The organism is Ruegeria sp. BJ5 (genome assembly GCF_056537865.1).
The window spans coordinates 1,440,521-1,463,372 of record NZ_JBQFSH010000001.1 but is presented as its reverse complement, the minus strand read 5'-3'; the positions used below and the strand labels follow the sequence as shown (position 1 = coordinate 1,463,372).

Sequence of the window (22,852 nt, the reverse complement as noted above, 5' to 3'; positions counted from 1 at the left end):
CCTCGGGGGGAATCGCGCCTTGGCGCGATGGGGGGCAGACAGCCCCCCGTTTACCCCATGGCCCGCAGGCGCTTGATCAACGACGAGGTGTCCCAGCGGCCGCCGCCCATCTTCTGCACATCCTTGTAGAACTGATCGACCAGCGCGGTCACCGGCAGCGATGCCCCGGTCTCGTCCGCCGTGTCCAGGCAGATGCCAAGGTCCTTGCGCATCCAGTTCACTGCGAAGCCATGGTCGAAATGGTCGTCCAGCATGGTCTCATACCGGTTCGACATCTGCCAGCTTCCGGCGGCCCCCTGGCTGATCACCTCGACCACCGCGCGCCCGTCCAGGCCGGCCTTCTCGGCGAAATGCAGCGCTTCGCTCAGGCCTTGGACCAGCCCTGCGATGGCGATCTGGTTGCACATCTTGGTCATCTGGCCCGCGCCGCTGTCTCCGATGCGGCGGCAGATCTTGGCATAGACCTGCATCACCGGCTCGGCCCGGTCATAGGCGGCCTGATCGCCGCCGCACATGATCGACAGGAACCCGTTTTCGGCCCCGGCCTGACCGCCCGAGATCGGCGCATCGACAAAAGAGATCCCGCGCGCCTTGGCCGCCGCGTACTGCTCACGCGTGACCTTGGCCGAAACGGTGGTGTGGTCAACGAAAACCGAGCTTTCCGCCATGCCGTCGAACGCGCCGTCCTCGCCGGTGCAGACCATGCGCAGATCGTCGTCGTTGCCGACGCAGGCCATCACGAACTCGGCCCCTTCGGCGGCACCGCGCGGCGTGGTCGCCATCTGGCCACCATGCTGCGACACCCATTTCTCCGCCTTGGCCGCGGTGCGGTTGTAGACGGTCACCTCATGCCCGGCCGCCTGCAGATGCCCGGCCATCGGATAGCCCATGACGCCCAGGCCAAGGAATGCAACTTTCGCCATTTTCGAGATCCTCCCTGTGACCGGTCCAAGGCAGAAAACGCCCACTGGCCGGAATGCTTGCCAGAGACAAAGCAAAGCCGCGCCCAAAGGGCAACCCCGCACCGGGAGACAGGCCGCAAATAATGGCCGCGCATCACGCGCCGCTGATATTGCGCTCCATCAGGCGCTGGTACAGGCGTGGGGCCAGCCGGTTCAGCCACCAGGCCAGCCGCGCCACCCGGCCCACCGGGATGACGGGCCGCCCGCGATCCAGCCCTTGCAGGATCACGCGGGCGGCCGCCTCGGGGGTCATCTCGTCCATGCCGTCGCTGGCCGATCCGGGGCGTGCGGTGCCGTCGGGCTGCCGCTCGGCCCGGCCCGGGTTGGTCGCCACGAATGAGGGCGCCGCGATATGAACCCGCACGCCATGGGGCCGTTCTTCGGACCGCAGTGATTTGAAGAAACCTTCCAGCGCGTGTTTCGAGGCCGCATAGGCCGTGCGGTGGTACAGAGGCGCAAACCCCGCCACCGACGAGATCGCCAGATGCGCACCGCGCGACCGGCGCAGCGCGGGCAGAAAGGCGCGGGCCATCGAGACGGCCGCGAAATAGTTGATCTCGAACACCTTGCGGTGGCTGGTGTCGTCGGACTGATCGAACCCGCAGATCTGGGTGATCCCGGCGTTGTAGACGACCAGATCGATGCTGTCGCAATGCGCAAGCGTATCGGTCACGGCGCGCGCCAACTGGGCCGGATCGGTCAGATCACAGGCAATCGCCATCTGCGTGGCGGTGTCCTGCACCCCGTCCACCTTCAGATCCAGCAGGACCACGCGCCATCCACGCTCTTGCAGCGCGGCCGAGAGCGCCTGACCCAGCCCGCCGGCCCCGCCCGAAATCACTGCGGTTTTCACAGACCCACACTCCTTTTCCAAAGGTCGAACACCTCGGCGCTGGTCTTCTGCGGGACATAGCCGAACACGGTCTTCAGCGCCGTATTGTCCAAAACCGGTCGGTATTGCAAGAACCGCACCTGTTCAGGCCCGTAGCGCGACAGGCGCAGAGGACGGGCCACGGCCAGCGCCGCCTTGAGTGCCCAGGCCGGCAGGCGCAGCACGGGTTTGTCCAACGCGCGGGCCAGATCGTCGACGCTCAGCGCGCCGTCCCCGGCCACGTTGTACACCCCCGGCGGCCCGTCGGTGGCCGCGCGTTTCAGGATGCGGGCCAGATCGCGGGTCCAGATGAACACGAAGGGGCTGTCGCTGCCCGCCACCGCCAGCAGGCGGGGTTTGCGGAACAGGGCGGTGATCTGGTTGTCGGTGCCGTCGCCCAGCACCGTGCCCACCCGCAGCACCACCTGCTCCAGCTGCGGCGCGGCGCTTCGGGCCTCGGCCAGCAATTCCTCGACCTGCCGCTTGTGGTCGGAATAGGGAAACTCGGGGTTGCCGCGCACCGGATCGGTTTCGCGCAGCGGCACCGGGTTGTCCGCGTGATAGCCATAGGCCGCTCCCGACGAGGTGACGACCAGCCGCCGTACGCCATGGGCCAGCGCGGCATCGACCACCTTGCGCGTGCCGCCCACATCCACCGCATGGGCCTCGGCCCGTGACATGCCCGGCGGCGGCGTGACGATCGAGGCCAGGTGCACGATCACCTCGGGCTTCACCTTGGCGATCACCCGTGCCAAGTCGCCCGTGGTGACATCCATGCGCAGAAACGGAACCTCTTCCGGCAGCGTGTCCGGGCGGCGCAGGTCGGTGGCAAACACCTCGTGGTCGCTCAGCTCGTCCAACAGGGCGCGGCCGACCAGCCCCGCGGCGCCGGTGATCAGAATGCGGGTCATCGGGCGGCCTTGGTCCGAGCCATCAGCTGCGCCAGCGCCAGCCCCGAGATGGCATGCCAGATCCCCCAGAAGGCGGCCACCACGGCCATGCCGCCCAAGCCGTTGAAAAAGGCGAAGATCAGCACCAGTCCAAGGCCCGAATTCTGGATACCGGTCTCGATCGTGATTGCACGCCGGTCAAAGGGGGGCAGCCGGGTCAGAGTGGCCACAACCCAACCGCCCCCCAGTGCCAGTGCGTTGTGAGCGATCACAAGCCCGGCGACCGCCCCGGCGTAGCCCAGGAAGAAACTCCAGTTGGCCGCCAGGGCGAGCACGACGAAAGCCATGAAAATAGCCATGGACAGGATCTGCAGCGGCCCGCGCAGCCGCGCCGTCAGGGCGGGGCGCTTCTGGTTCAGCGTCACGCCCAGAACCAGCGGCAGGATCAGCATCAACCCGACGATGATGGCGATCTGCACCGGGTCGATCTGGGTCTGCTGCAGAATGGCGCGGGTCGGCGGGTACAGCCCGCCCCAAAGCGCGATGTTGAACGGGGTCATCACGATGGCCCCGATGGTGGCGAAGGCGGTCATCGACACCGAAAGCGCCGCGTTTCCGCCCGCCCGATGGGTGATGAAATTCGAGATATTCCCCCCCGGACAGGCCGCCACCAGGATCAGCCCCAAGGCGATCGAGGGGCGCGGCTCGGTCAGCCAGACCAGCAGGAAGGTCAGCGCCGGCAGCACCAGGAATTGCGAGGCCAGCCCCACCACCACCGGCTTGGGCGCGCGCCGCAGCCGGTCGAAGTCGCGTGGTGACAGGTCGATGGCGATCGAGAACATCACGATCGCCAGGATCGCGTTCAGCAGGGTCAGCGAGCCGGGGTTGAAATTCAGCGTGATCTCGTCGATGCCGGTCATGCGCGGGCTTTCCGGAACCGCGCGATCCAATCCGTCACCGCCTTGCGATAGGTCGCCTTGTCCACGTAATAGGCCATGCGGGGCAGGTTCAGATACTGCATGCCTCCGGTGGCGCGCTGATAGTCTTTTTGTTTTTCCGCCTTCAGCGCCGCGGCCACGGGGCAGCCGGACTGAAGACCCTTGATATAGCGCGCCACCATTTCGGCCTGCTCGTGGCGTCCTTGCCAGCCCAGCCCGGTGGCCTCGATCATGCCCAGCACGAACAGATCGTCACGTTCGGGATGCATGGCGTTCAGGTACAGATGCGGCGCATCGCCCGACCAGTTCAGCAGGTTCGGGTCGATGAACGGGTAATGCAGCTTGTACCCGGTCGCGGCCAGAATCATGTCATAGTCGCTGGCGCTGCCGTCCTTGAAGTGGACCGTGCGGCCCTCGATCCGGTCGATGTCGGGACGAATGCGCAGGTCGCCGTGGCCCGCGTGGTACAAGACCAGCGAATTCACCACCGGGTGGCTTTCGTAGAGCTTGTAGTCGGGCTTGGGGAATCCATATTTCTGCGGATCGCCCACGAACCAGCGCAGGATCATCCCGTCGATCCGGCGCTTTAGCCACATCGGCAGGCGGATCATCCCGCCAAGTGTGTCGGCGGGTTTGCCAAAGACGTATTTCGGCACGAAATAGTATCCGCGCCGCATCGACAGGTCGCACTGCGCGGCGTGATGGATGGCGTCGACCGCAATGTCACACCCGGAATTGCCCGCGCCCACGACCAGCACCCGCTTGCCGTCGAACTGGCTGGGATAGCGGTACTGCGAGGCGTGGATCAGCTCGCCGTCGAACCGGCCGGGAAAATCGGGCATGTTAGGTTCCGACAGGGTGCCGTTCGCGATCAGCACCCCGGCAAACTCACCGCTATGCGTGCCTTGGTCGTCCCGCCAAGTCAGCCGCCAGCCATCGCCCGGCGCACCCAGCGGCGATGCGTCGATCACCTCGGCATTGAACCTGTAGTGATCGCGCAGTCCGAAATGATCGGCAAAGGCCCGGAAATAGTCGCGCATCTGCCGGTGCGACGGGTATTCGGCCACGTCGTCGCCCATCGGAAAATCGGCAAATTCGGTCATCGACTTGGATGAGATCAGATGCGCGGATTCGTACATGGTCGACCGTGGCGCATCGATATCCCACAACCCGCCCACATCGGAATGCAGCTCGAACCCCTGGAACGGGATGCCCTGTTCCTTCAGCACCTTGGCCGCCGCCAGCCCCATCGGACCTGCGCCGATCAAGGCATATGCCTTGCGCGCTTGTGTCATGAACCCTCCCCTGCTCGTGGCGCTTAACTTGAACGATCGTACAAAATAAGGCAAGATGAAAAACATGAGCGCGAAATACATTGAAAAACAAAGGCAAAGGGCGCCGTCGGCCCGGTCGCTTGAAACCAAGGCGCGGATTCTGGACGCGGCCGAGGCACTGTTTGCCGAGCGGGGATTCGAGGGCGCCTCGATCCGTGACATCGCCGCCCGCGCCGAGGTGCAGGTGGGTCTGGTCCACCATCATGGCGGCGGCAAGGAAGAGCTGTTCTTCCAGACCGTCGCACGCCGCGCCGACGAGCTTGCCCGGATCCGGATGCAGGCGCTGGAGGAACGGCGCGCGCAGGGCCCGCTGACCCTGCGGGACATTCTGGACTGTTTCATCCGCCCCTATGTCAGCCTTGCCGAATCCGGCGGCCCGGGCTGGATGGCCTACGGGCGGCTGGTGGCGCATGTGTCGGTCGATCCGCGCTGGCGCCACATCGCGGCCGAGTGCTTCGACCCCACCGCCCAGTTCTTCATCCGTGAGATCGCCGCACTGTATCCGCAGGCCGACCCGGCGCTGTTGGCCACGGGCCAGGTCTATTCGGTCTCGGCGATGCTGGCGCATATCAACAGCGCCTGGCGGGTACAGGCGCTGTCACAGGGGGGCGATCTGTCCGGGATCGACCAACTGGTCGAGTTCTGCGCCGCGGGGATCGACGCAATGGTGCACTCTGGCCACGCTCGGCCCTGACCCGGCTCAGTCGATGGCGCGGGCGGTTCCCGGGACGCGCACGGATTCAAAATCTCGGTCCTCAATTGTCAGTTTGTCGGCAGCTTGGGTGAAGATTCGGGCTTTGGTTGCACCTTGGATTCTGTGTAGGGGGCAAATCCGGGATAGACGGCCTGCATCCCGTCGATGGTCTGGGCGCGGAACTGGTTCTGGAACGGGTCTGGCTCGTCGGCGCGCACGGCCTCGGGCGAGAGGTAAAAGCCGACGGTCACGACCGAGACGGCAAAGACCGATCCGGCGGTCAGGGTGGCAAGTGTGTTGGTAATCGCGCGTAGCATGGCATTGATACTCCTGTTGCTGACGGGTTCGGGGTCTTAGGGGTGGCTCAGGCCTTTCGGGCCAGGGTCTGCTTCAGTTGGTCGTTCTCGGCCTTCAGCTGGGCCAGTTGGCGGCCAAGCTCGTTCAGATGCGGGCGCAGCTCGGCCTCGGTGAAGCGGGGAGTGATGTGGCGCGGGCAGTTCCAGTCCAGCGCCGCGACATGGATGATCGCCGCGCGTTCGGCCTCGGCCCCATCGGGAAACAGATCGCGCGCGGCCTCGGCCCCTTCGCGAAAGTCCACGCGGCCCAGAATCTTGAGCCTGCGCTGGTTGGCATAATCCATCAGGATCAGCGCGATCCGGTCATTGCCGTCCAGATTCCCGCGCGAGATATACTGTTTGTTGCCCGTGAAATCGGCATAGCCGATGGTCCGGTCGTCCAGCACCTTCAGAAACCCGGCCGGGCCGCCGCGATACTGGACATAGGGCCATCCGGTCTCGGACACGGTGGATTGATAGAACCCGTCGCGCGCCTCGATGAAGGCCCGCTCGGTGGGGCCGATCAGGTGACCCTGCTGCGGGCCGCCGTTGATGAACTTGGAGTAAGAGGCGGCGGACCCCATCCGCTCTTGATGGGCGCGGACGGCGGGGGTGAAGGTCAGTTCGGAAAAGGCGCGGGGCATTGGGTGCCTCCTTTCACAGGTTCATTTCGGACAGGCCGGGATGGTCGGCGGGCCGTGGCCCCAGGGGCCAGTGAAACAGGCGCTGGGCGTCGGTGATCGGCAGATCGTTCAAGGACGTATGTCGCTGGGCCATCCGGCCATCGGCGGCGAACTCCCAGTTCTCGTTGCCGTAGGAGCGGAACCACTGCCCTCTGTCGTCGTGCCATTCATAGGCATAGCGCACCGCGATGCGGTTCCCGTCACAGGCCCACAGCTCCTTGATCAGGCGATAGTCCAGCTCGGTGCGCCATTTGCGGGTCAGAAAGGCGTGGATCTCGGCGTGGCCGGTCAGGAACTCGGACCGGTTCCGCCACTGGCTGTCCTCGGTATAGGCCGGGGTCACGATGTCGGGGTCGCGGCTGTTCCAGGCGTCTTCGGCCTTGCGGACCTTTTCGATGGCGGTCTGCGTCGTGAACGGGGGCAGAGGAGGGCGCGGCATGATGGGGGGCTTTCAGGCGAGGGTGGCGGCCAGAAGGGCCACAGTCAGAAGGAAGGGAACATAGCTTGCGGGAAATGGGCTGGCGCGGCGTCGCATCGGTCAAATCCTTTGGGTGTACAGATCAGTAAACTGCGTTGATAAGGTGTACAGATCGGTCACCACTTTCAACCCTTGGGTCAAAAAAAGTTTTTCGATATGGCCGGTGGTATAGAGAAAAAGACCTAATAACAGCGACTTCAACGGTGTGAATTGCACCTGAACGGAAAAGGTATTATGTACTGATCTGTACGCAAAGGAGCCGAATCATGCGTCCGAACAAACGGGATGAGCTGGTCCGCAAGGCGCTGCAGGTGTTTTACCGCGACGGGTTTCACGCCACCGGAATGGACCGGCTGGTGGTCGAAACCGGCGTCTCAAAGACCTCGATGTACAAGCATTTCCGCACCAAGGAAGAGCTGATCCTGGCGGTGCTGCGCCTGCGGGACGAGAATTTTCGCAACTGGTTCGTGCGCCGGATCGAAGAACTGGCCGACACCCCCGCCGATCAACTGCTGGCCGCGTTCGATGCGCTGGACGAATGGTTCCGCGAGGACAATTTCCGCGGCTGCATGTTCATCAAGGCCGGGGCCGAGTACCAAGACCCCGACCACCCGATCCATGTGCAGGCAGGCGAGCACAAGCGCCTGTTGCTGGAGTATTTCACCGACCTGTGTCGCAAGGCCGGGGCGCAGGGCCCGGACAAGCTGGCCTGCCAGCTGCTGCTGTTGAAAGAGGGCGCGATCGTCACCGCCGTGCTGCTCCGCAACGGCGATCCCGCGCGCGACGCCAAAGAGGCCGCTGCCGTCTTGCTGAAAAACGCGCTGGCTTGACCCATGAAAACCCGCTTTAGTCCCTGAAGCAGGCAAAAGGGGGGGCGTATGCAGCAGGCTTCGGATTTTCTGGAAGAATGTCAGGTTCTTGATGACGCTCTGAAGGGGCTGGGTGCCGCGGATTGGCAAATCGTGACCCAGTTCAAAGACTGGACGATCGACGATGTGTTGGTGCACCTGCATTTCTGGAACCAGATGGCCGATCTGTCGCAGCGTGACCCGGATGGGTTCGACGCAAGGGTGCAGCAGGTGATGCCGCGTATTCAGGCCGACGGGTTCCGTGCGACGGAAAACGTTGCAATCACCGAGCGTGGACATGAACTGCGCGCCGCATGGTCTGATCTATGCAGCCGAATGGGCCGCGACTGGTTGGGCCTGGACCCCAAGGCGCGGGTCAAATGGGTGGGGCCGGATATGTCGGTGCGGTCCTCGATGACCGCCCGGCAGATGGAGACCTGGGCGCATGGTCAGGAGGTGTTCGACACCCTTGGCTTGACCCGGCCCGAGACCGCCCGGATCCGCAACATCGTCGTGCTGGGGGTGAACACCTTTGGCTGGACCTTCACGGTACATGGCCGCCCGGTGCCACCGGTGGCACCTCATCTGCGCCTGACCGCGCCCTCGGGGGAGCTGTGGGAATTCGGCGCGCCCGGTGCCGACCTGATCGAAGGACTGGCCGTCGATTTTGCCCGCGTGGTGACCCAGACCCGAAACGTGGCGGACACCGGCCTGTCGGTGCAGGGGCCGGTCGCGCAGGAGTGGTTGGCCATCGCCCAGTGTTTCGCCGGCGCCCCCGAAACGCCGCCGCCGCCCGGTGCCCGGCATTGCGTAGGGCATTGACGCCAAAGGACGTTGCGTAGCAGCGCAAACCGACGCGGCGTCACCCGGATTGGCGGAATCGGCGGCGAAAGCTACCCTTTCCGCCAACAGAATTCCGGAGAACCAATCATGTCGCTTTTTACCTCGACCGCTTCCTGGGTCACTGACGAACACCGCATGTTTGCCGAAATGGCCGGACGGTTCATGGATGATGAGCTGGTGCCCAACATCGAAGCGTGGGCCGAGCAGGGCGTGGTCGATCGCGACTTCTGGCGGAAAGCCGGGGAAACCGGGCTGATGGCCGGGGCCATCCCCGAGGAATTCGGCGGTGTCGGCGGCGGTATGGGTTTTGATGCGGTCACGATCTATGAGCAGACCTCGCGGGGGGATGCGGGCTGGGGCTATGGCATCCAGTCGATCGTAATCCATTACATCACCGCCTATGGCAGCGAGGACCAAAAGAAGAAATGGCTGCCCAAGCTGGCCTCGGGCGAGATGGTCGGCGCGCTGGCCATGACCGAACCGGGCACAGGCTCGGACGTTCAGGCGATCCGCACCACCGCCGAGAAGGATGGCAACTCGTACCGGATGAACGGGTCCAAGATCTTCATCACCAACGGCCAGACCGCCGACCTGATCATCGTGGCCGCCAAGACCGACAAGTCGCTGGGTTCCAAGGGCGTGTCGCTGATCGCGGTCGAGACCGAGGGGGCCGAGGGCTTCCGCCGGGGGCGCAACCTCAAGAAGTTGGGCATGAAGGCCAATGACACGGCCGAGCTGTTCTTCGAGGACGTCAAGGTGCCGATGACCAACCTGCTAGGCTCCGAGGAGGGGCAGGGCTTCTATCAGCTGATGAAGCAACTGCCGTGGGAACGTCTGACCATCGGCATCATGGCGCTGGGCGCGATCGACTTCGCCATCGCTGAAACGGTGAAATACACCCAAGAGCGCAAGGCGTTCGGCCAACGAGTGATGGACTTCCAGAACACCCGCTTCAAGCTGGCGGAATGCAAGACCAAGGCCGAGGTGCTGCGCAGCTTCGTCAATGACTGCATCGGCAAGCTGGAGGCCGGTCAGCTGGATGCGGCCACCGCCTCGATGGTGAAATACTGGGGGTCCGAGGTGCAGAACGAGATCATGCATGAATGCCTGCAGCTGTTCGGCGGCTATGGCTTCATGATGGAATACCCGATCGCGCGGCTTTACGCGGATGCGCGGGTGCAGATGATCTATGGCGGCACCAACGAGGTAATGAAGGAACTCATCGCCCGCTCGATCGACGTCTGACCGGGGCTCCCGCCCGTCGTCAACGGCACTTGCGGGCCGCCTTCTCCGGTTGGGCCCGGCCGCGCCCGAGCGATGCTCGGCCGCGGCGGTGCCGGATCGGCTAAGTCAGCTGCCCCTGCAGCCAAGCGCGGAACGAGACAAGCGGGGCCGGTTCCGTGCGATTTTGCGGCCATACAAGATAGTAGTCGCCCAGACTGACCGGCGGAGCTGCGCAGGCCGGAACCAACCGGCCGGCCTCGAGCTCGGCTGAGATGAGATGGCTGGGCAGCAGTGCAACGCCCAGCCCATGGATCGTGGCCTGGATAATGGTCGAAAACTGGTCGAACAGCATGCCTCGGACGCCCTCGACAGGGGTGCCTTGCGCGGCGAACCAGCGTTCCCACGCATCGGGCCGGGTATCCAGATGCAGCAGTGGTGCGTCGACCAGCCATTCAACCTTTGGGGTTTCGGCTGGCAGCAGCGCTGGCGCGCAGACCGGCAGAACCTCTTCGCACATGATCGGCAGATAGTTCACCCCGGTCCAGTCTCGCTGGCCGAAATGGATAGCCGCGTCGAAAGGTTCGGTGCCGAAGTCGAAAGGCTTGAGCCGTGTGCTCAGGTTCATCGTCACTTCGGGGTGGCGCTGCGCGAAATCCTGCAGGCGCGGTGCCAGCCAGTGCATGCCGAACGCGGGCAGAATCGACAGTTGCAAAGAACCGCCAGAGGGGTTGGCCTTCAGCTTCAGTGAGGCCTGCGCCAGTTGCTGCAGCGCTGTTCGGGCGGTTTCCACGTATTCCTTGCCAGCGGGTGTGAGTTGCAGGCGCATTTGGTCGCGCTGGATCAGCGCGACGCCCAGCTGTTCTTCGACGGCCTTCAACTGGCGACTGACCGCGCTTTGGGTCAGCGAGAGTTCATCGGCTGCTGCTGAAGCGCTGCCTAGGCGGTCGACGGCTTCGAGCGCCAACAGGGAAGAAATAGACGGCAGAAATCGACGCGGCGCCAGCATATGATTTTCCCTCATGGCTTGTGGAGGGAATATCACTGGTGGATCCTCCAATCCAATAGCAAAAAGGCGCAGCCGTAGAAAAGTGCAGCGGGGCGATTATGACCATTCAGAACAGTTTGAGCGGATTTCGGAGGGCGGGCCGTCTCGACGGGATCGAATTGTCCGAGATCGTCCAGATCTCGGAACGGGCCGCGCAGCTGCGGGCGCAGGGCGTGGACGTGATCGCGCTCAGCACCGGCGAGCCCGACTTTCCGACCCCGCCGCATGTGGTCGAGGCCGCGCACAAGGCGGCGCTGGACGGTCAGACCCGATATCCCGCCACCGCCGGAACCCCGGCCCTGCGTGCCGCCATCGCGGAACAGGCCGGGGTCGAGTCTGCGCAGGTCATCGTCTCGACCGGGGCTAAGCAGGTGCTGGCCGGCGCGTTCCTCGCGACGCTCGATCCGGGCGATGAGGTCATCACCACCGCGCCCTTCTGGACCAGCTATGCCGACATGGTGAAGCTGGCGGGCGGCACTCCGGTGGTGCTGGACTGCCCGCGTGAACAGGGTTTCAAGCTGACCCCCGAACAGCTCGATGCCGCGATCAGCCCGCGCACCCGCTGGCTGCTGCTGAACACGCCCTCGAACCCGACCGGGGCGGTTTACACCGAAAGCGAATTGCGAGCGTTGGGCGACGTGCTGGAGCAGCACCCGCAGGTCTGGGTGATCTCGGACGAGATCTATCAGCACCTTGCCTATGTGCCTTTCACACCCTTCGTTCAGGCGGTTCCGGCGCTGGCAGACCGCACGCTGACGGTGAACGGCGTGTCCAAGGCCTATTCGATGACCGGCTGGCGCATCGGCTGGGGGATCGGCCCCGCGCCGCTGATCAAGGCGATGGTGGCGGTGCAGGGGCAGATCACCTCAGGCGCCTGCTCCATCGCGCAGGCGGCGGCGCTGGCCGCGCTGACCGGCCCGCAGGACCTGCTGACCGAACGCCGCGAGGCCATGCGCGCGCGCCGCGATCTGGTGGTGGCAAGCCTGAATGCCGCCGGATTGGACTGCGCGGCGCCCGACGGGGCCTTTTACGTCTTCCCGCGGACGCCTGCTGCGATGCCCTCGGACCCCGAGTTCTGCCGCCACCTGCTGGATCATGCGGGCGTCGCGGTGGTGCCGGGGCGGGCCTTTGGCATGCCGGGGCATTTTCGGCTTTCCTTTGCCTATGACACCGATAGCCTGACCCAAGGCCTGCGCCGGATTACCGACGCTACGGCCAAACTCTGACCTGACCGGGGAACCCAGATGGATCGCGCCCAGATCGTTCACGAAAACTTCCTGACCCGCGTCGCCAATCGCGACCTGCCCAAAGGCGCGCCGCCGCGCCCGGGCCTGACTGCGCCCGAGGCGGTGTCGCTGTTCCGCTCGCAGGTGCTCAGCCGCGCGCTGGATCGCACCAGCCGGGCGATGCAGAAGGCGGGGCAGGGGTTCTACACCATCGGATCCTCGGGGCACGAGGGGATGGCCGCCGTGGCCCATGCCCTGCGGCCGACCGACATCGCCTTTCTGCACTATCGCGACGCCGCCTTTCAGATCGCACGCGCCGAGCAGGTGCCCGGTCAGCAGATCGCCTGGGACATGCTGCTGAGTTTCGCGTGTTCCAAAGAGGACCCGACCTCGGGCGGGCGGCACAAGGTGCTGGGGTCCAAGGCGCTGATGATCCCGCCGCAGACCTCGACCATCGCCAGCCACCTGCCCAAGGCGGTGGGCGCGGCCTACAGCCTGGGCGCGGCGCGGCGGCACGACCCCGAGCACCGGCAACTGCCCGAGGATGGCATTGCCATGTGTTCCTTTGGCGACGCTTCGGCCAACCACTCCACCGCGCAGGGGGCGATCAACACCGCAGGCTGGACCAGCGTGCAGTCGATCCCGCTGCCGCTCTTGTTCGTGTGCGAGGACAACGGCATCGGCATCTCGGTCAAGACGCCCAAGGGCTGGATTCAGGCCTCGATGGAGCATCGACCGGGCATCAGGTATTTTCAGGCCAACGGGCTGGACATCTTCGAGACCTTCGCGGTGGCGCAGCAGGCGGCCGACTATGTCCGCACCCGGCGCAAACCGGCCTTCCTGCACCTGAAAACCGTGCGCCTGTATGGTCATGCCGGGGCGGATGTGCCGACCACCTATCTCAGCCGCGCCGAGGTCGAGGCCGACGAGGCCAATGATCCGCTGCTGCATTCGGTGCGCCTGCTGGATCAGGCCGGGGCGCTGTCGCCCGGTCAGGCGATGAAGATCTATGAACAGACCTGCGCCCGCACCGACCGCATCGCGGCGCAGGCCGCCACCCGTCCGCATCTGACCACCGCCGCCGAGGTCGCGGCCAGCCTGATCCCGCCCAAGCGCCCCTGCAAGCCCACCAACGGCCCCAGCGCCGAGGCCCGCGCCGCAGCTTTCGGCAGCGACCTGCGCGCGATGGACGACCCGCAGCCGATGGCCCGCCTGATCAACTGGGCCCTGACCGACCTGATGCTGGAACATGGCGAGATCGTCTGCATGGGCGAGGATGTGGGCCGCAAGGGTGGCGTCTATGGCGTAACCCAGAAGCTGCAGGCGCGTTTTGGCCCGGACCGGGTGATCGACACGCTGCTGGACGAACAGTCGATCCTCGGCCTCGCCATCGGCATGGCCCACAACGGCTTTGTCCCGATCCCCGAGATCCAGTTCCTCGCCTATCTGCACAATGCCGAGGACCAGATCCGGGGCGAGGCCGCCACGCTGCCGTTCTTCTCGAACGGGCAGTTCACCAACCCGATGGTCGTGCGGATCGCCGGGCTGGGATACCAGAAGGGCTTTGGCGGGCATTTCCACAACGACAACTCGCTGGCCGTGCTGCGCGACATTCCGGGCGTCATCATCGCCTGCCCCTCGACCGGGGAAGATGCGGCCCGGATGCTGCGCGAATGCGTGCGCCTTGCGCGCGAGGAGCAGCGGGTGGTGGTGTTCCTCGAACCCATCGCGCTCTACCCGATGCGCGACCTGCACGAGGGGCAAGACGGCGCCTGGATGACCCGCTATCCCGCCCCCGACGAATGCATCGCGCTGGGCGAGGTCGGCGTGCATGGCGACGGCAAAGATCTGGCGATCGTGACCTACGGCAACGGCCACTACCTGTCGAAACAGGCGCTGCCCGAACTGCAGGGTGCCGGGCTGAACACCCGCATCATCGACATGCGCTGGCTGGCGCCGCTGCCGGAACAGGCGCTGCTGAAGGCCACCAAGGGTTGCAAGCACGTCTTGATCGTCGATGAATGCCGCCGCACCGGCAGCCAGTCCGAGGCGCTGATGACGCTCTTTGCCGAGCAGACCGACCTGCCCACCGCCCGCGTCGTGGCCGAGGATTGCTTCATCGCCACCGGCCCCGCCTATGCCGCGCCGCTGCCCTCGCGTGACGGCATCGTGGCCGCCGCCCTTACCCTGACCGGAGCCAAGAAATGACCCGCACCGCCGTCGTGATCTGCCCCGGCCGGGGCACCTACAACAAGTCCGAGTTGGGCTACCTGCACCGCCACCACGCGGGCCGTATGGAGCTGTTCCGCGAGTTCGACGCGATCCGCGCCGAAACGGACCAAGAGGCGGTGACCGCGCTGGACGGCGCGTCGCGTTTCTCGGTCAGCAAGTATTCCCGTGGCGACGTGGCCTCGCCCCTGATCTATGCCGCATCGCTGGCCGATGCGCAGGCGCTGTCCGAGGATATCGAGGTGGTGGCCGTCACCGGCAACTCGATGGGCTGGTATATCGCGCTGGCCGCCGCGGGGGCGCTGTCGCCCGAAAACGGGTTCCGGGTGGTAAACATCATGGGCACGCTGATGCAGACCCACCTGATCGGCGGGCAGCTGGTCTATCCCTTCACCGGCGACGACTGGCGCGACGACTCGGCCCGAAAGGCCGAGCTTTTGGTCGAGGTGGCGCGCATCAATGCCCTGCCGGAGCATGACCTCGCCCTGTCGATCGATCTGGGCGGGATGCTGGTGCTGGCCGGCAACGAGGCCGGGCTGAGGGCCTTCGAGGCCGCGCAACCCGTGGTGCAGGAGCGGTTCCCGATGCGGTTGGCCAATCACGCGGCCTTTCACACGCGCCTGCAGGCCCCCGTGGCGCAGGAAGGCCGCCGCCTACTGCCCGCCACGCTGTTCACTCAGCCGGACCTGCCGATGATCGACGGGCACGGTAAGATCTGGTGGCCCGGCGCCACCGACACGGGCGCGCTGTGGGATTACACGCTGGGCCATCAAGTGACCGAGCCTTACGACTTTACCCGCGCGGTGCAGACCGCCGCCCGCGAATTCGCGCCCGACCTGTTCATCGTGACCGGCCCCAGCGCTACGCTGGGCGGCGCTGTGGCGCAGTCGCTGGTGCTGGCCAACTGGCGCTGCATGTCAGACAAGGACAGCTTTCAGGCCCTGCAGGCACAGGACCCGTTCCTGATCGCGCTGGGGCGCGAGGATCAAAGACCTCTTGCCATCGGCTGAGCCCTCGGGAAATCTGCGCGCGCATTCAAGGACATCCCGCCCATGACCACCGACCCGGAAATCAGCCTGTGGACCAGAACCAGCCGCGAGCGGGTGGACGCCCCGCCCCTGACCGGGTCCGTCACGGTGGACCTCGCCGTGATCGGCGGCGGCTACACGGGTTGCTCGGCGGCGCTGCACGCGGCGCAGGCGGGGGCCTCGGTCTGTCTGCTCGAGGCGCACCAGATCGGCCATGGCGGGTCGGGCCGCAATGTCGGGCTGGCCAATGCCGGGCTGTGGCTTCCGCCGGCCGAGATCCGCGCCCATCTGGGCCGCGAGGTGGGCGACCGGTTGATCGCCCTGCTGGCGCAGGCCCCAGCCGAGGTGTTCCGCCTGATCCGTGACCACGCCATCGACTGCGAGCCGGTGCAGGCCGGAACCCTGCACCTAGCCCATTCGCCAAAAGGTCTGCGCGACCTGCAGACCCGCCACCAACAACTGTCCGCCGACGGCGCTCCGGTTGAACTGCTGTCCGCGCAGGAAACCGCCCGCCGCACTGGCAGCAAGGCGTTTCACGGCGCTATCTTCGATCCGCGCGCCGGGACGATCCAGCCGCTGGCCTATGTGCAGGGCCTCGCCCGCGCCGCGCAGCAGGCCGGGGCGGCGATCCACGCCAACAGCCCGGTGCAGACCCTGCGCCACGATGGCGAGCTATGGCATCTGGAGACGCCGCAAGGCTTGGTGCGGGCCAAGGCGCTGATCCAAGCCACCAACGCCTATCATGCAGGACTGCCCGACACCCGTCAGGATTATGTGCCGGTCTACTACTTCCAATACGCCACCGACCCACTGCCCGAGGTCATCCGCGCCACCCTGCTGCCGGGGGGCGAGGGCTGCTGGGATACCGGGCTGATCATGACCTCGTTCCGCATGGATCAGGCCGGGCGGCTGGTGATCGGGGCGATGGGTGATCTGGGCCATGCGGGCAGCTTTGCACATCGCGGCTGGATCACGCGGAAACTGGCGCAGATTTTCCCTGCGCTGGCCGACCAACCGCTGAAGGACGGCTGGCACGGGCGCATCGCCATGACCTCGGACCACATCCCGAAACTGGTGCAAATCGGGCCGAACGCCCTGTCTGCGCATGGCTATTCCGGTCGCGGGATCGGGCCAGGCACGGTGTTCGGCCGCATGATGGCCGACAGCCTGCTGACGGGCGACCCCGCCCGCCTGCCATTGCAACCGGTGACCGCCCATCACGAAAGCTGGACAGGCTTGCGCCGCGCCTTCTTTGAAACCGGCGCGGCGCTGACGCATCTGGTCAAGGCAAGGGTCTGACCGGTCAGACCGAGCGGGTGATCCCGCCATCCACCCGGATGTTCTGCCCGGTGATGTAACCGCCGCCGTCGGAGGCCAGCAGCGATATGACTGAGGCGATCTCGTCATAGCTGCGCCCATAGCGGCCCATGGGGATCTTGGCCTTGAACTCTTCTTTCTCAGGCAGGCTGTCGATGAAGCCGGGCAGGACGTTGTTCATGCGGATATTCTCGGCGGCATATTTGTCGGCGAACAGCTTGGTGAACGCCGCCAGCCCGGCCCGGAACACGCCCGAGGTCGGAAATACCGGGTCCGGCTCAAACGCCGCGAAGGTCGAGATGTTGATGATCGCCCCGCCGCCCTGCGCCTGCATGATCGGCGTCACCAGCCTTGTGGGGCGCACCGCGTTCAGGAAATAGACGTCCATCCCCTGATGCCAGTCTTCGTCGGTCAGCTCCAGCACCGGCGCGCGCGGGCCATGCCCGGCCGAGTTCACCAGCACGTCGATCCGCCCCCAATGGGCCATCGCCGCATCCACCAGCCTCTGCAGGTCGTCAGTCGACTGGTTCGAGCCGGTCACGCCCACGCCGCCCAGCTCGGCTGCCAGCGCCTCGCCCTTGCCGGACGAGGACAGGATGCCCACCTTGAACCCGTCCGCCGCCAGCCGCCGCGCCGCATCCGCACCCATGCCGCTGCCGCCGGCGGTGATCAGAGCCACTTTTTCCGTCATCTTCGTTCTCCGTTTCAATCTGCTGCCAAGATGAAGCGTCGCAGGCCGTTTGACCAATCAGTTCTTCTGCCTTAAGGGTGTAGAAAAACTATTGCGTGGACGTCATGGTTGCCCTTCCTCCGCTGAACGCCCTGCGCGCCTTCGAGGCGTCGGCCCGTCACCTGAACTTCAGGCTGGCGGCGCAGGAACTGGGTGTTACCCAAGGGGCGGTTGCTCAGCAGGTCCGGGGTCTCGAGGCGCGGCTGGGCACCCCGTTGTTCGACCGACTGCCGCGCGGCCTGCGCCTGACCGAGGCCGGACGGCGGTTCCACGCGCCCCTGCGCCGCGCTTTTCGCCTGATTGAAGAGGCGGTCGAAGACCTGTCCGGCCAGCGCCAGATCACCTTGTCGGTCACGCCCAGCCTTGCCTCGAAATGGCTGGTGCCGCGGCTGGGCGATTTCACCGCGCGCCACCCGGATGTCTCGGTGCAGGTCGATGCGCGCGAGCGGCTGGCTGATTTCCAGACGGACGGGGTGGATATCGCGGTGCGGCAGGGCCGCGCGCCGTTTGGCGACGGCCTGGTGGCCGAGCCGCTGTTCCCCACCGAATTCGTCGTCGTCGGCAGCCCCGACCTGGCCGCGCAGGTGACATCGGCGCAAGACCTGCTGGCGCATGTACTGCTGAGCGATTCTCATGGCCTGTGGCCCCTGTTTCTAGAACGCGCCGGCGTGCAGGGGCGCCCGAGGATGATGAATTTCAGCCAGACCAGCCTGGCCATCGATGCCGCCGTGGCCGGGCAGGGCTTTGCGCTGGCCAATGCGCCACTGGTCGCAGCCGAGCTGACGGCGGGGCGGTTGGTGCAACCGCTGGCGCAGGTGCTGCTGGACGATCTGGGGTTCCATATCGTCACCCCGCGCAAGCCGTGGCAGCCGGATCTGGTGGCGCTGATGCGCGACTGGTTGCGGGCTCAGGCCTGAAGCGTGGCGGCAATCGCCGCGATCCGTCCGCGCAGCCAGCGATGGGCGGGATCGTTGGCGAACCGCTGGTGCCAGACCATGTAGATCGACACCGGCTGACAATCGAAGGGCAGGGGCGCGCAGTCCAGCGCCGCCAAAGGCCCTTGTTTCATCAGCGCCGTGTCGGTCGAGATCAGGTCGCTGCCTTTCACGAAGGCAGGGATCGCGTTGAAATGCGGCAAGGTCACGGTGGGCGGGCGGATCTGGCTCTGATCCACGCCGCGCATCACTGCTCGCGCGTTGCGTCCATCGGGAAACCGCACCTCGACATGATCCGAGGCACAATAGTCGGCCCAGTCGGCGGGCGGATCACGCCGCTCGGCGTCGTAGAACACCATCAGGGGGCTGCTCACCAGCAGCTTCTGAAAGATGTCGGGGCCATCCGGCGGCAGCGGGGTCAGCATCAACTGGCACCGGTCGCTGCGCAGCAGTTCCGGGTCGGGCACGCCCGAGGGCATGAACCCCAGCCGCAGCCGCACCCCATCGGCCCGCGCCCTGCGCAGCAACTTCGGAAAGATCAGCTCGCGCGGCATGTCGTTGGTGGCGATCTGGACGGCGATCTCTTCGGACAGCGGGTCAAAGGGCCGCTCGTCGGTCAGGGCGCGCATCCCGTCCAGCACCTTCTGAACCGGCTCCTTCAGCGCCAGCGCCCGCTCGGTCGGGGTAAGCCCTTGACCGGAGCGCACGAACAGCGGATCGCCCAGCACATGCCGCAACTTGGCCAACGTGTGGCTGATGGCCGATTGCGTAACGCCCAGGCGGTCGGCGGCCTTCGAGACCGAGTTTTCCTCGAGGATCGTCAGGAAGGTGCGCAGGACCTTGCCGTCCAGATCAGTGAAATCAATTTTCCTCATACCGTTTATGATCCGTCATGAATGGTATTGCTGTTCATGCCGCGCTAGGGGAAGCTTGGCAACAGGAGGCACGCGATGGGGATCCGCTTTTTCTCGGACAAGAACCGACCCGTTCACATGGGTCCTTATCCGCTGGAACGGCTGCGGCGACAGGATGCGCTGCCCGATCTGTCGGCGCTGGCGCCCATGCCGGTGCTGAGTTTCGACCGTCCCGAGCAGCCCCACAGCATCGTCAACGCGATGGGCGAGTTTCAGGCGATGCTGGACACCATCCGCGATGGCTTCGTCAATCTGGCCCGGGCCGAGATGCCCCGCGATCCGGCTGAACGCGCCAACCACCTGAAGGCGTTCGGCTATTTCAACGATGCCTCGATGATGGGCTGTGGGCCTCTGCCGCCGCAGGCGCTGTTGAACCGGCCCCGGCGCAACCCCGATATCGACCGGCTGGCCCATGCGCTGCAGACCCGGCAGACGAAGACCCTGGCCTCGGGGATTGATGTGATCATGGCCGATCTGCGCGACAGCGTCGCGGCCCAACCGGGGCCGATCACCGCCCACCGTCATGCCATCGTGTTCCTGTACGAACATCACCGCGACCCCGATCCGTCCGAGCCGGGCGCTGAGTGGATCCTGGATGCGCAGGACCACCGCGCCTGCCTGCTGGCCACCGAAAACGCGGTGGTGATCGCCAATTACATCCGTCTGTTGGGGTATGACGCGCGGGCGCATTCGGTGATGTCCTCGGACGTGGACCTGCCTCGCCTTGCCGCCGCAGCCGGGTTGGTCTGGGCCGAGGATGGCACCGCCGTGGCCCCGTGGCTGGGGCGTAGGTTCGGCCTGGCCGTCGTGACCACCGAGTTGGAAATCGCGCATGATCGCCCGCTGGCCCCGCGCGACCGGCAGCCGTGGTTCAGAACCCAAGGCCCCGCGTGGTGGCTGGGCGCGGGCTTTGCCAAAAGCGCGCTGAACCGCGACCCTTTCGCCCGCCGCCGCTATGCCGATGGCGCGCACCCGTTCGAGACGCTCAAACGCGTGGACAGCCCGACCACCTATATCGACGAGGCGAACGTGGCCCGCGTGCCCAAACGGGCCGACATGTTCGCGCGGGCGCAGTTCGGCGATATGGGCAAGCCGCTGCAGGATGCGGCCAAGGGCGGGCACTACGTCCGAAAATCCGCGCCCAGCTTTGCGCAACGGCGCGCGCTGGGGGCCTTCGTCTTGCTGCAGGACGGCGACAGCGCCGAGGTCGCCAGACCCACCGATGCCGAGCGCAACGCGGCGAACATCAAGGCGGCCAGCTATTTCCTGGGCGTCGATGCCGTAGGCCTCAGCCGCTGCCCCGAATGGGCGTGGTATTCCCACGACGCCACCGGCGAGGAGATCGTGCCGCCCCACGATCAGGCCGTCAGCATGATCATCGACCAGGGTTATGAGACGATGGAGGGCGCATCCGGTGACGACTGGATCAGCGTTGCCCAGTCGATGCGCGCCTATCTGCGGTTCTCGCTGCTGGGCGGGGTATTGGCCCGTCAGATCCGCAATCTGGGCTACAAGGCCAAGGCGCATACGGTGATGGATGGCGAAGTGCTGCAACCGCCGCTGCTGTTGCTGTCGGGGCTGGGCGAGGTCAGCCGCATCGGCGAGGTGATCCTGAACCCGTTCCTTGGCCCGCGCCTGAAATCGGGGGTCGTGACGATCGACATGCCCATCACCCATGACAAGCCCATCGACTTCGGCCTGCAGCGGTTCTGCGAAAGCTGCAACAAATGTGCCCGCGAATGCCCCTCGGGGGCGATCACCGCCGGACCCAAGCTGATGTTCAACGGCTACGAGATCTGGAAATCCGACAGCCAGAAATGTGCCACCTACCGGATCACCACGCCCGGCGGGGCGATGTGCGGGCGCTGCATGAAGACCTGCCCGTGGAACCTGGAAGGGCTGTTCGCCGAACGCCCGTTCCGCTGGGCCGCGATGACCATTCCCGCCGCGGCACCCGCGTTGGCGAAACTGGACGATGTGCTGGGCAATGGCGGGCTGAACGACACCAAGAAGTGGTGGTGGGATCTGGAGCTACAGCCCGACGGCGCCTATCGCCCCACCGCGCACCCGCTGAACCGGCGCGATCTGCAAAAGGATCTGGATCTGAAATACGAGGATCAGACGCTGGCCGTCTATCCCGCCCCGCTCGCGCCGCATCCCTGGCCCTATCCTTTTGCGATGGACCGCGAGGCCGGGATCGCCGCCTATCAGGCCATGGTAACCGCCGACGAATACAAGGCCCGTCTGGCCGCAGGCGATGTGTCGGTCATCCACCGCTACACGATCTCGGGCGATGCGCCGGTGATGCAGCTGGTGCTGTCGAAGGTCGAGAAGATGACGGCGGATGTCACCAAGTACGAGTTTTCCACCCCGGACGGTGCACCGTTGCCGGATTGGACGGCCGGCGCGCATCTGGATGTGCTGGTGGCGCCGGAATTCCTGCGGCAATACTCGATGTCCGGTGACCCAGCCGAACGCATGACCTATCAGATCGGGGTACTGCGCGAGGATCAGGGCCGCGGCGGTTCGGCCCTGCTGCACCGGATCTTCACGCCGGGCCGCAAGGTGTTCGTGTCAAAGCCGATCAACCATTTCGAACTGGACGAGACCGCCACCCGCACCCTGCTGATGGGCGGTGGTATTGGCATCACCCCGATGATCGCCTTCGCCCATCACCTGCACGCGCTGGGGCGCGATTTCGACCTGCATTATTCCGTCCCCTCACGGGAAAAGGCCGGGTATCTGGCCGATTTGGCCGCCGCTCCCTGGGCGGACCGCGTGCATCTGCATGTCTCGGACGAGGGCACCCGCGCCGATCTGGACACAATCCTGGCGGGTTATAGCGACGGCTGGCATGTCTATACTTGCGGCCCGGACCGATACATGGAGGCGGTGATGCAGGCTGCCGAACGTCAGGGTTGGCCAGAGGAGGCCCGGCATCTGGAGTATTTCTCGGTGCCCGAGCAGCCCGACTATGAAAACCACCCGTTCACCCTGCGGCTGGCGCGCTCGGGGCGTGACCTTGAGGTGCCCGCCGACAAGGACGCGGCGCAGGTGCTGAACGAGGCCGGCATCCATGTCGACGTGAAATGCGCCGACGGCATCTGCGGCGTGTGCAAATGCGGGCTGATCGCGGGCGAGGTCGAGCATCGCGATTTCGTCCTGTCGCGCAAGCAGCGGGAATCGGCGCTGATTCTCTGCCAGAGCCGTGCGGCCGAGCCGGGCGGGGTGGTCGAGATCGACCTCTGACCTCGGTCGGAAAGCGACATTTTCAGGTGAAAAAATAGGTCGCGCGGGCCATGGACGCCGCCGCGCGGCTGCTCTAACG

General features: G+C 65.7%; 21 protein-coding genes. 10 read left to right on the top strand and 11 right to left on the bottom strand.

The genetic code is table 11. The annotated features are described in order from the left end of the window. Positions 1-50 precede the first annotated feature (50 nt). The 5 genes from ACR0NY_RS07280 to ACR0NY_RS07260 all read right to left on the bottom strand — a co-directional run bounded on the left by ACR0NY_RS07280 (position 51) and on the right by ACR0NY_RS07260 (position 4,956). Positions 51-923: an NAD(P)-dependent oxidoreductase gene (locus tag ACR0NY_RS07280; RefSeq protein WP_170368901.1), complete on the bottom strand. Its 873-nt coding sequence runs from the start codon at positions 921-923 to the stop codon at positions 51-53. 133 nt (positions 924-1,056) lie between these two features. After that, positions 1,057-1,815 (bottom strand): SDR family NAD(P)-dependent oxidoreductase, encoded by a 759-nt coding sequence (locus ACR0NY_RS07275; RefSeq protein WP_170368900.1) that lies wholly within the window; start codon positions 1,813-1,815, stop codon positions 1,057-1,059. Next, positions 1,812-2,744: an SDR family oxidoreductase gene (locus ACR0NY_RS07270; RefSeq protein WP_170368899.1), complete on the bottom strand. Its 933-nt coding sequence runs from the start codon at positions 2,742-2,744 to the stop codon at positions 1,812-1,814. The genes ACR0NY_RS07275 and ACR0NY_RS07270 overlap by 4 nt, the downstream gene beginning before the upstream one ends. Continuing rightward, a complete protein-coding gene (locus ACR0NY_RS07265; RefSeq protein WP_170337429.1) occupies positions 2,741-3,643 on the bottom strand; it encodes a bile acid:sodium symporter family protein in 903 nt (300 codons plus the stop codon). The genes ACR0NY_RS07270 and ACR0NY_RS07265 overlap by 4 nt, the downstream gene beginning before the upstream one ends. Beyond that, positions 3,640-4,956 carry a flavin-containing monooxygenase gene (locus ACR0NY_RS07260; protein ID WP_170368898.1) on the bottom strand — a complete coding sequence of 439 codons (1,317 nt, stop codon included), beginning with the start codon at positions 4,954-4,956 and terminating at the stop codon, positions 3,640-3,642. The genes ACR0NY_RS07265 and ACR0NY_RS07260 overlap by 4 nt, the downstream gene beginning before the upstream one ends. Positions 4,957-5,020: 64 nt before the next feature. On the opposite strand from ACR0NY_RS07260, the gene ACR0NY_RS07255 reads away from it, so the two are divergent. Then, entirely contained in the window at positions 5,021-5,689 is a 669-nt protein-coding gene (locus ACR0NY_RS07255) for a TetR/AcrR family transcriptional regulator (protein WP_170368897.1), read from the top strand. Positions 5,690-5,757: 68 nt separating this feature from the next. Here ACR0NY_RS07255 and ACR0NY_RS07250 read toward each other — a convergent pair whose 3' ends face one another. Genes ACR0NY_RS07250 through ACR0NY_RS07240 form a run of 3 tightly spaced genes read right to left on the bottom strand, consistent with a single transcriptional unit; the run spans position 5,758 to position 7,146 of the window. Beyond that, the gene (locus ACR0NY_RS07250; RefSeq protein ID WP_174825052.1) at positions 5,758-6,006 is read right to left on the bottom strand and encodes a hypothetical protein; all 249 of its coding nucleotides are present in this window, start codon (positions 6,004-6,006) and stop codon (positions 5,758-5,760) included. 47 nt (positions 6,007-6,053) lie between these two features. Beyond that, positions 6,054-6,668: a pyridoxamine 5'-phosphate oxidase family protein gene (locus ACR0NY_RS07245; protein WP_170368896.1), complete on the bottom strand. Its 615-nt coding sequence runs from the start codon at positions 6,666-6,668 to the stop codon at positions 6,054-6,056. 13 nt (positions 6,669-6,681) lie between these two features. Then, positions 6,682-7,146, bottom strand: a complete 465-nt coding sequence (locus ACR0NY_RS07240; RefSeq protein ID WP_170368895.1) for a nuclear transport factor 2 family protein — start codon at positions 7,144-7,146, stop codon at positions 6,682-6,684. 305 nt (positions 7,147-7,451) lie between these two features. On the opposite strand from ACR0NY_RS07240, the gene ACR0NY_RS07235 reads away from it, so the two are divergent. The 3 genes from ACR0NY_RS07235 (at position 7,452) to ACR0NY_RS07225 (ending at position 10,121) form a co-directional block, all read left to right on the top strand. Continuing rightward, the gene (locus ACR0NY_RS07235; protein WP_170368894.1) at positions 7,452-8,015 is read left to right on the top strand and encodes a TetR/AcrR family transcriptional regulator; all 564 of its coding nucleotides are present in this window, start codon (positions 7,452-7,454) and stop codon (positions 8,013-8,015) included. A gap of 48 nt (positions 8,016-8,063) precedes the next feature. Then, positions 8,064-8,855, top strand: a complete 792-nt coding sequence (locus tag ACR0NY_RS07230) for a TIGR03084 family metal-binding protein (protein ID WP_170337434.1) — start codon at positions 8,064-8,066, stop codon at positions 8,853-8,855. A 108-nt stretch (positions 8,856-8,963) separates the two neighbouring features. Next, positions 8,964-10,121, top strand: coding sequence for an acyl-CoA dehydrogenase family protein (locus ACR0NY_RS07225; RefSeq protein WP_170337435.1), 1,158 nt, complete (start codon positions 8,964-8,966; stop codon positions 10,119-10,121). Positions 10,122-10,221: 100 nt separating this feature from the next. Here the strand turns inward: ACR0NY_RS07225 and ACR0NY_RS07220 are convergent, their stop codons facing one another. Next, positions 10,222-11,106, bottom strand: a complete 885-nt coding sequence (locus tag ACR0NY_RS07220) for a LysR substrate-binding domain-containing protein (protein WP_170337436.1) — start codon at positions 11,104-11,106, stop codon at positions 10,222-10,224. 98 nt (positions 11,107-11,204) lie between these two features. On the opposite strand from ACR0NY_RS07220, the gene ACR0NY_RS07215 reads away from it, so the two are divergent. From ACR0NY_RS07215 to ACR0NY_RS07200, 4 genes are read left to right on the top strand one after another with little or no spacing between them, the layout of a single operon-like run. Next, a complete protein-coding gene (locus ACR0NY_RS07215) occupies positions 11,205-12,371 on the top strand; it encodes a pyridoxal phosphate-dependent aminotransferase (RefSeq protein ID WP_170368893.1) in 1,167 nt (388 codons plus the stop codon). A gap of 18 nt (positions 12,372-12,389) precedes the next feature. Beyond that, positions 12,390-14,579: a dehydrogenase E1 component subunit alpha/beta gene (locus tag ACR0NY_RS07210; RefSeq protein ID WP_170368892.1), complete on the top strand. Its 2,190-nt coding sequence runs from the start codon at positions 12,390-12,392 to the stop codon at positions 14,577-14,579. After that, positions 14,576-15,610 (top strand): ACP S-malonyltransferase, encoded by a 1,035-nt coding sequence (locus tag ACR0NY_RS07205; RefSeq protein ID WP_170368891.1) that lies wholly within the window; start codon positions 14,576-14,578, stop codon positions 15,608-15,610. The genes ACR0NY_RS07210 and ACR0NY_RS07205 overlap by 4 nt, the downstream gene beginning before the upstream one ends. Before the next feature lie 42 nt (positions 15,611-15,652). Then, entirely contained in the window at positions 15,653-16,927 is a 1,275-nt protein-coding gene (locus ACR0NY_RS07200; RefSeq protein ID WP_170368890.1) for an NAD(P)/FAD-dependent oxidoreductase, read from the top strand. Between the two features lie 4 nt (positions 16,928-16,931). Here the strand turns inward: ACR0NY_RS07200 and ACR0NY_RS07195 are convergent, their stop codons facing one another. Then, positions 16,932-17,636 carry an SDR family oxidoreductase gene (locus tag ACR0NY_RS07195; protein ID WP_170368889.1) on the bottom strand — a complete coding sequence of 235 codons (705 nt, stop codon included), beginning with the start codon at positions 17,634-17,636 and terminating at the stop codon, positions 16,932-16,934. Between the two features lie 104 nt (positions 17,637-17,740). Here ACR0NY_RS07195 and ACR0NY_RS07190 point away from each other — a divergent pair, with 104 nt between their 5' ends. Beyond that, entirely contained in the window at positions 17,741-18,592 is an 852-nt protein-coding gene (locus tag ACR0NY_RS07190; protein WP_170368888.1) for a LysR substrate-binding domain-containing protein, read from the top strand. On the opposite strand, the gene ACR0NY_RS07185 is transcribed toward ACR0NY_RS07190, so the two are convergent. Then, positions 18,583-19,485: a LysR family transcriptional regulator gene (locus tag ACR0NY_RS07185; protein ID WP_170368887.1), complete on the bottom strand. Its 903-nt coding sequence runs from the start codon at positions 19,483-19,485 to the stop codon at positions 18,583-18,585. The genes ACR0NY_RS07190 and ACR0NY_RS07185 overlap by 10 nt on opposite strands. 75 nt (positions 19,486-19,560) lie before the next feature. Between ACR0NY_RS07185 and ACR0NY_RS07180 the strand changes: the two genes are divergently transcribed. After that, on the top strand, positions 19,561-22,773 hold the full coding sequence (locus ACR0NY_RS07180; protein ID WP_170368886.1) for a 2Fe-2S iron-sulfur cluster-binding protein: 3,213 nt from the start codon (positions 19,561-19,563) through the stop codon (positions 22,771-22,773). Positions 22,774-22,852 lie beyond the last annotated feature (79 nt).